1 pseudogene is annotated in these 594 nt (G+C 77.8%); it reads left to right on the forward strand.

Going from position 1 to position 594, the window contains the following annotated elements:
• A pseudogene (locus ACTWQJ_RS52105) lies at positions 1-594 on the forward strand (DNA helicase RecD); the annotation flags it as partial.

A 594-nucleotide genomic window follows, 5' to 3' on the forward strand; every position in this document is an offset into this window, starting at 1 on the left:
GCTGCGCGCCGATCCATGGCAGTTGCTGCGGGTCGGCGGAGTGCGGCCCGAGCAGGCCGACGGGTTCGCGCGGGCCCTGCTGGGCGCGGAGTGCGGGCCCGACGACGAGCGGCGGGGCCGGGCCGTCACCGTCTGGCTGCTGGAGCAGGCGGCGCTCGCCGGGCACACCGCCCTGGAGATGCCGGCGCTCAACGCCGCCCTGGCCCAGCGGGGCGTGCCCGATCCGGACGCGGCCGTGCAGAGCGCCCTGGCGGAGGGCGAGGCCCTGGCGTTCCAGGACGGCCTGGAGGAGTCGGGTGAGGGCGAGGATGCCGAGGCGGAGGCGGGCGAGGAGCGCCCCGTGCGGGTGCTCGTCGGGCTGGAGCGGTACGCGCTCGCGGAGGAGAGCCTCGCCGACGGACTGGCCCGGTTGATCAACTCGGTGCCCAAGGAGGACGGTTCGGCCGAGGAGTGGGAGCGGGCCGCGTCGGCCGCCGAGGGGTCGGCCGCCGAGCTGATCCGCGCGGTCGCCCGGCACGGGCTGGTGCTGCACACCGGTGGTGAGGCGTCCCGGGCCGAGGCCGCGGCGCTGGTGGATGCGGCGCGTGGTGTGGG

It is taken from the genome of Streptomyces sp. KR55 (assembly GCF_052245645.1).
Taxonomy (GTDB): Bacteria; Actinomycetota; Actinomycetes; order Streptomycetales; family Streptomycetaceae; genus Streptomyces; species Streptomyces flavusporus.